Genomic DNA, 4337 nt, shown 5'->3' on the forward strand with positions numbered 1-4337 from the left:
CCGCGACCCTCGCGGCGCTCGTCGCGATCTTCGCCTGGGGGGCGTTCGCGGGCATCCGCCGCCACCCGTGGGGTCGGCTGGACGCGCGGCTCGTCGCTCCGCGCCTCGCTCCTCCCGCGCACCGGGAGGACCCGGCGGCGCCGACCTTCGCGCAGCTCGTCGGCTTCCTGATCACGGGCGCCGGACTCGTGCTGCACCTGCTCGGCGTACCGGGCGCGCTCGTCGTCGCCGCGTCGATGGCGTTCATCGCGGCCTTCCTCAACGCCGTCTTCGACTACTGCCTCGGCTGCCAGCTGTACGTGCTGCTCGTTCGCGCCGGCGCGATCCGCCCGCGACGCGCCTAGCCGATCCGCCTGGCCGATCCGCCTGGCCGTCCCCCCTGGTCGTCGCGATAGCCCACGCGCCTGTGCGGAGGCCTCTCGCGCCTGTGGGATCGCTTCCGTAGGCTGAAGCTCCCGTCAGGACGAAGGAGACCCTCATGGCCGTCACGAGCGAAGCCACCACCCTCTGGTTCGGATCCCTCACGGAGGGGCACGGCACGACATCGCTCGACTCGTCCGACGCGGCGGAGTTCCCCGTCACGTGGGCCGCCCGCAGCGAGGGCGTCGCCGGCCAGACCAACCCGGAGGAGCTGCTCGGCGCGGCGCACTCGGCGTGCTACTCGATGGCCCTCTCGCACGCGCTCGCCGGCGCGGGGCACGCGCCCGAGAGCCTGCAGGTCACCGCCGCCGTGACGTTCGTGCCCGGCGAGGGCATCACCGGCAGCCACCTGCTCGTGAGTGCGAAGATCCCCGGCATCTCGGCCGAGGAGTTCGCGAGCTTCGCCGAGGACGCGAAGAAGAACTGCCCCGTGTCGGCCGCCCTCGCGGGCGTGCAGATCACGCTCGAAGCCTCGCTCGCCTAGTGGCGGCCGCACCTCGCGCGGGTCGCGGCGCGAGCGCCGGGAAGCCCTCGGCATCGCAGACGGTGCTCATCGCGGGCGCCTCCGGCATGATCGGCTCGGAGCTGCAGCGCCAGCTGCGCGCGCAGGGGCACGCCGTGCGCACCCTCGTGCGACGGCCGCCGCGATCGGAGACCGAGTTCGCGTGGTCGCCGGAATCGCGCGTGCTCGACGCGCGCATCCTCGACGAGGTGGATGCGGTCGTCAATCTGTCGGGCGCCTCGATCAGCCGCATCCCGTGGACGTCGGGGTGGAAGAAGCAGATCCTCAACTCGCGCATCGGCGCGACGCGCGCGCTCGCCGAGGCGATGGGCATGGCCGAGCGGCCGCCCGCGACCTTCATCAGCGGATCCGCCGTCGGCTACTACGGCGACCGCCCCGCGGTGCGGCTCACGGAGGAGTCGAGCAAGGGCGAGGGCTTCCTCGCCGACGTCGTCGAGGCCTGGGAGCAGGCCGCGCAGCTCGCTCCCGAGCGCACGCGCACCGTCATGGTCCGCACCGGCCTCGTCATCGGACCCGGCGGCGCGACGGCGCCGCTGCGACTGCTCACGCGTTTCGGCCTGGCGGCGCGCGTCGCCTCGGGCGGCCAGCACTGGCCGTGGATCAGCCTGCATGACGAGGCCGCCGCGATCGTGCATCTGCTGACCTCGCGGATCCGCGGACCGGTCAACCTCGCCGGCCCGACGCCCGCGACGAGCGACCGCGTCTCGCGAGCTCTCGCCGAGGCGATGAACCGGCCGCACGCCTTCGTGCTGCCCGAGCGCCTCATCGCCCTCGGCATGGGCGAGGCCGGCCGCGAGCTGCTGCTCGCGAGCCAGAAGATGGTGCCGGCGAAGCTGCTCGCCGACGGATTCCGCTTCCGTCACGAGACGATCGAGCAGGCGATCGCCGAGCTCGTGCACCCGGAGGAACGGCCCGCCAGCGGTTCCGCGGCCGCCGGGCCGACCGAGCGCGAGTCGGCCGCCTAGAGCACGCCGTCGACGCGGGCGAGCCGGATGGACTCGCGCATCGCCCAGCGCGCCCGGCGACGATCGCGCGCGCCGTCGTACGCGAGCGAGAGCCGGAACCAGTGCGCCCACGAGTCGGGGTTCGCCTCCGCCTCGGCGGCGTAGCGCGCGAAGATCTCATCGGCGGCGGCGCGCTCGACACGGCCGCTCGACCGCGCGGGCAGGGCGTCGTCGGGCACGCCGCCCTCCTCCTCGAGCCGTCGGGCGAGCCGCTCGGTGCGGAAGCCGAAGACGAACTCCGCCGCGGCGAACCACGCCCCGATGAGCGGAAGGACGATGAGCGCCCAGCCGATCGCGCGCGCGACGGGCTGCGCGCCGGTCACGAGCTGGATGGCGTAGAAGATCGTGAAGGCGAGGTAGAGCGCGAGGAGGGCGCCCATCGCGAGCGCGCCCCAGCGGGTGCGATTCCTCACGCGGCGTCGTCCGTCGGCGCCGAGGTCCCGGACGAATCGGACGCCGACGCGCCGGACGCCGCGCCGGGAGCGCCGAGCCCGATGAGCCGGTCGAGACCGACGACGAGCCCGCGGACCTGCGCGGCCGCGCGGATCGCGAGCGCGATGCCCTGCTCGTAGGCCGCCGGCGAGAGGGTCTCGTGCGAGAGCGTCAGGACCTCGCCGGTGCCGCCGAAGTGGACGTCCTGCTTCGCGACGACGCCCTGCAGTCGCAGCGAGTGGATGGGCACGCTCGCGACCTGCTGACCGCGCGCGCGCTGATCGACGTGCGGTGCGACCACGGGCCCGAGCTCGGCCCGTGCGTGGCCGATGAGCTCGGCGGTGCGGACGGCCGTGCCGCTCGGCGAATCGACCTTCGCGGCGTGGTGCGCCTCGACGATCTCGACCGACTCGTAGAACTGCGCGGCGATGGTCGCGAAGTGCGTCGCGAGCACCGACCCGACCGAGAAGTTCGGGATGATGACGACCGCGGCATCCTCTCGACCGGCGAGAAGGGTGCGCAGGGTGCGCACGCGGTCCTCGCTCCAGCCGCTCGTGCCGACGACGACCGCCAGGCCCGCGCGCACGGCGTGGTCGACGACGGTCGGCGAGACGCCCGGGTGGGTGACGTCGAGCACGACGTCGGCGCCGAGCATGTCGTCGAGGGAGCTGCGCGATGTGAGGCGCGCGACGAGCTCGAGATCTGGCTGCTGCTCGATGACGCGGCACGCGACGGAGCCCAGACGCCCGCTCGCGCCTACGACGGCGACCCGGATGACCATGGGCTCAGCCTACTGTCGGGATCCCGAGCGTCCGCCTCCCGTCGCTCGTAGGCTGGCGGGATGGTGACCTTCCGCGACGCGACGCCGACCGACCCGATCGCTGCCGCCCTGCTCGACCAGTACTTCGCCGCGCGAGCGGAGGGCTTCCCCGACGGTCGCGAGTACCGGCGCCCGACGGTGGACGCTGCGCAGTTCGCGCCGTCGAGCGGGGCGTTCCTGCTCGTCGAGGGCGAGAACCTCGCGGGCGAGCCCGCGGACGTGGGCTGCGGGGGCATCCGGACGATCCCCGACGGCCGCCTCGGGCCGCGCCGCGAGGTCAAGCACGTGTGGGTGCAGCCGCACGCGCGGCGCATCGGCGCGGGTCGTGCGCTCATGCTCGAGCTCGAGCGGCGCGCCCGCGAGAGCGGCGCTCGCGAGCTCGTCCTCGACACGCACGACGCGCAGACCGCCGCGGGCGCGCTGTACGCCGCGCTCGGCTTCGTCGACATCGAGCCGTTCAACGACAACCCGAACGCGACGCGCTGGCTCGGCAAGCCGCTCCTGCCGAGCGCGTGACGCGACCCGCGGAGGTCGGGAGAGGCTGAGCGTCAGGAGAGGCTGAGGAAGAGCTTCTCGAGGTCGGCGACCTCGACGTCGCTGTCGGAGCCCGTGTCGTCGCGCAGGCACTCCTTCATCGCCGAAGCGATGATCGCGAAGCCCGCGCGGTCGATCGCGCTCGAAGCGGCCGAGAGCTGCGTGACGATGTCGCGGCAGTCGCGGCCCTCGTCGATCATCGAGAGGACGGCCGTCAGCTGCCCCTGCGCGCGGCGGAGCCGGTTGGTGATCTTCTTCGCCTCGGCCGCCGGAATGGTCGTCACGGTCGCTCCCCCGTCTCGTAGTCGAGCCCGCGCTGGACCCAGGCGGACGTCCCGCCCGCGACCGAGACGGCATCGAAGCCGCGCGCGAGCAGATAGTCGGCGGCGCGCTGGCTGCGCGCGCCGGAGTGGCAGATGACGTAGAGGCGCTCGTCGGCCGGAAGCGTCTCGACGGCATCGGGGACCGTCCCGAGCGGGACGAGCCGCGCTCCCGGGACGTGCGCCGCCGTGTACTCGTCCAGCTCGCGCACGTCGATGAGGGCGATCGGGCCCTGCGCGTGGTGCTGCGCGAGCTCGTCGACGGTGATCTCGTCAGCCACGGG

Annotated in this window: 8 protein-coding genes; 4 read left to right on the forward strand and 4 right to left on the reverse strand. The window is 73.7% G+C overall.

Translation table 11 applies throughout. The features are described 5' to 3' along the window. The 3 genes from Q7T15_RS03625 to Q7T15_RS03635 all read left to right on the forward strand — a co-directional run. Nucleotides 1-344: DUF4395 domain-containing protein (locus tag Q7T15_RS03625; protein WP_304693371.1), on the forward strand; the 344-nt coding region annotated here is incomplete at its 5' end. 134 nt (nucleotides 345-478) lie between these two features. Next, nucleotides 479-904 (forward strand): OsmC family peroxiredoxin, encoded by a 426-nt coding sequence (locus tag Q7T15_RS03630; RefSeq protein WP_304693373.1) that lies wholly within the window; start codon nucleotides 479-481, stop codon nucleotides 902-904. Continuing rightward, complete coding sequence (locus tag Q7T15_RS03635) at nucleotides 904-1908, forward strand: TIGR01777 family oxidoreductase (protein ID WP_304693375.1); 1005 nt, start codon at nucleotides 904-906, stop codon at nucleotides 1906-1908. The genes Q7T15_RS03630 and Q7T15_RS03635 overlap by 1 nt, the downstream gene beginning before the upstream one ends. On the opposite strand, the gene Q7T15_RS03640 is transcribed toward Q7T15_RS03635, so the two are convergent. Both Q7T15_RS03640 and dapB read right to left on the reverse strand, forming a co-directional pair. Further along, nucleotides 1905-2360 carry a hypothetical protein gene (locus tag Q7T15_RS03640; RefSeq protein ID WP_304693377.1) on the reverse strand — a complete coding sequence of 152 codons (456 nt, stop codon included), beginning with the start codon at nucleotides 2358-2360 and terminating at the stop codon, nucleotides 1905-1907. The two genes, Q7T15_RS03635 and Q7T15_RS03640, sit on opposite strands and share 4 nt — an antisense overlap. After that, nucleotides 2357-3160: a 4-hydroxy-tetrahydrodipicolinate reductase gene (gene dapB / locus Q7T15_RS03645; RefSeq protein WP_304693379.1), complete on the reverse strand. Its 804-nt coding sequence runs from the start codon at nucleotides 3158-3160 to the stop codon at nucleotides 2357-2359. Before dapB ends, Q7T15_RS03640 begins: the two co-directional genes overlap by 4 nt. A gap of 60 nt (nucleotides 3161-3220) precedes the next feature. Here dapB and Q7T15_RS03650 point away from each other — a divergent pair, with 60 nt between their 5' ends. After that, nucleotides 3221-3715 (forward strand): GNAT family N-acetyltransferase, encoded by a 495-nt coding sequence (locus Q7T15_RS03650; RefSeq protein WP_304693381.1) that lies wholly within the window; start codon nucleotides 3221-3223, stop codon nucleotides 3713-3715. Nucleotides 3716-3747: 32 nt separating this feature from the next. Here the strand turns inward: Q7T15_RS03650 and Q7T15_RS03655 are convergent, their stop codons facing one another. Together Q7T15_RS03655 and Q7T15_RS03660 are read right to left on the reverse strand one after the other, a co-directional pair. Beyond that, on the reverse strand, nucleotides 3748-4017 hold the full coding sequence (locus Q7T15_RS03655; protein ID WP_370689087.1) for a metal-sensitive transcriptional regulator: 270 nt from the start codon (nucleotides 4015-4017) through the stop codon (nucleotides 3748-3750). After that, a partial coding sequence (locus tag Q7T15_RS03660; RefSeq protein WP_370689088.1) for a rhodanese-like domain-containing protein occupies nucleotides 4014-4337 on the reverse strand: 324 nt, incomplete at its 5' end. The genes Q7T15_RS03655 and Q7T15_RS03660, both read right to left, overlap by 4 nt.

Source organism: Microcella sp. (assembly GCF_030645145.1).
Taxonomy (GTDB): domain Bacteria; phylum Actinomycetota; class Actinomycetes; order Actinomycetales; family Microbacteriaceae; genus Microcella.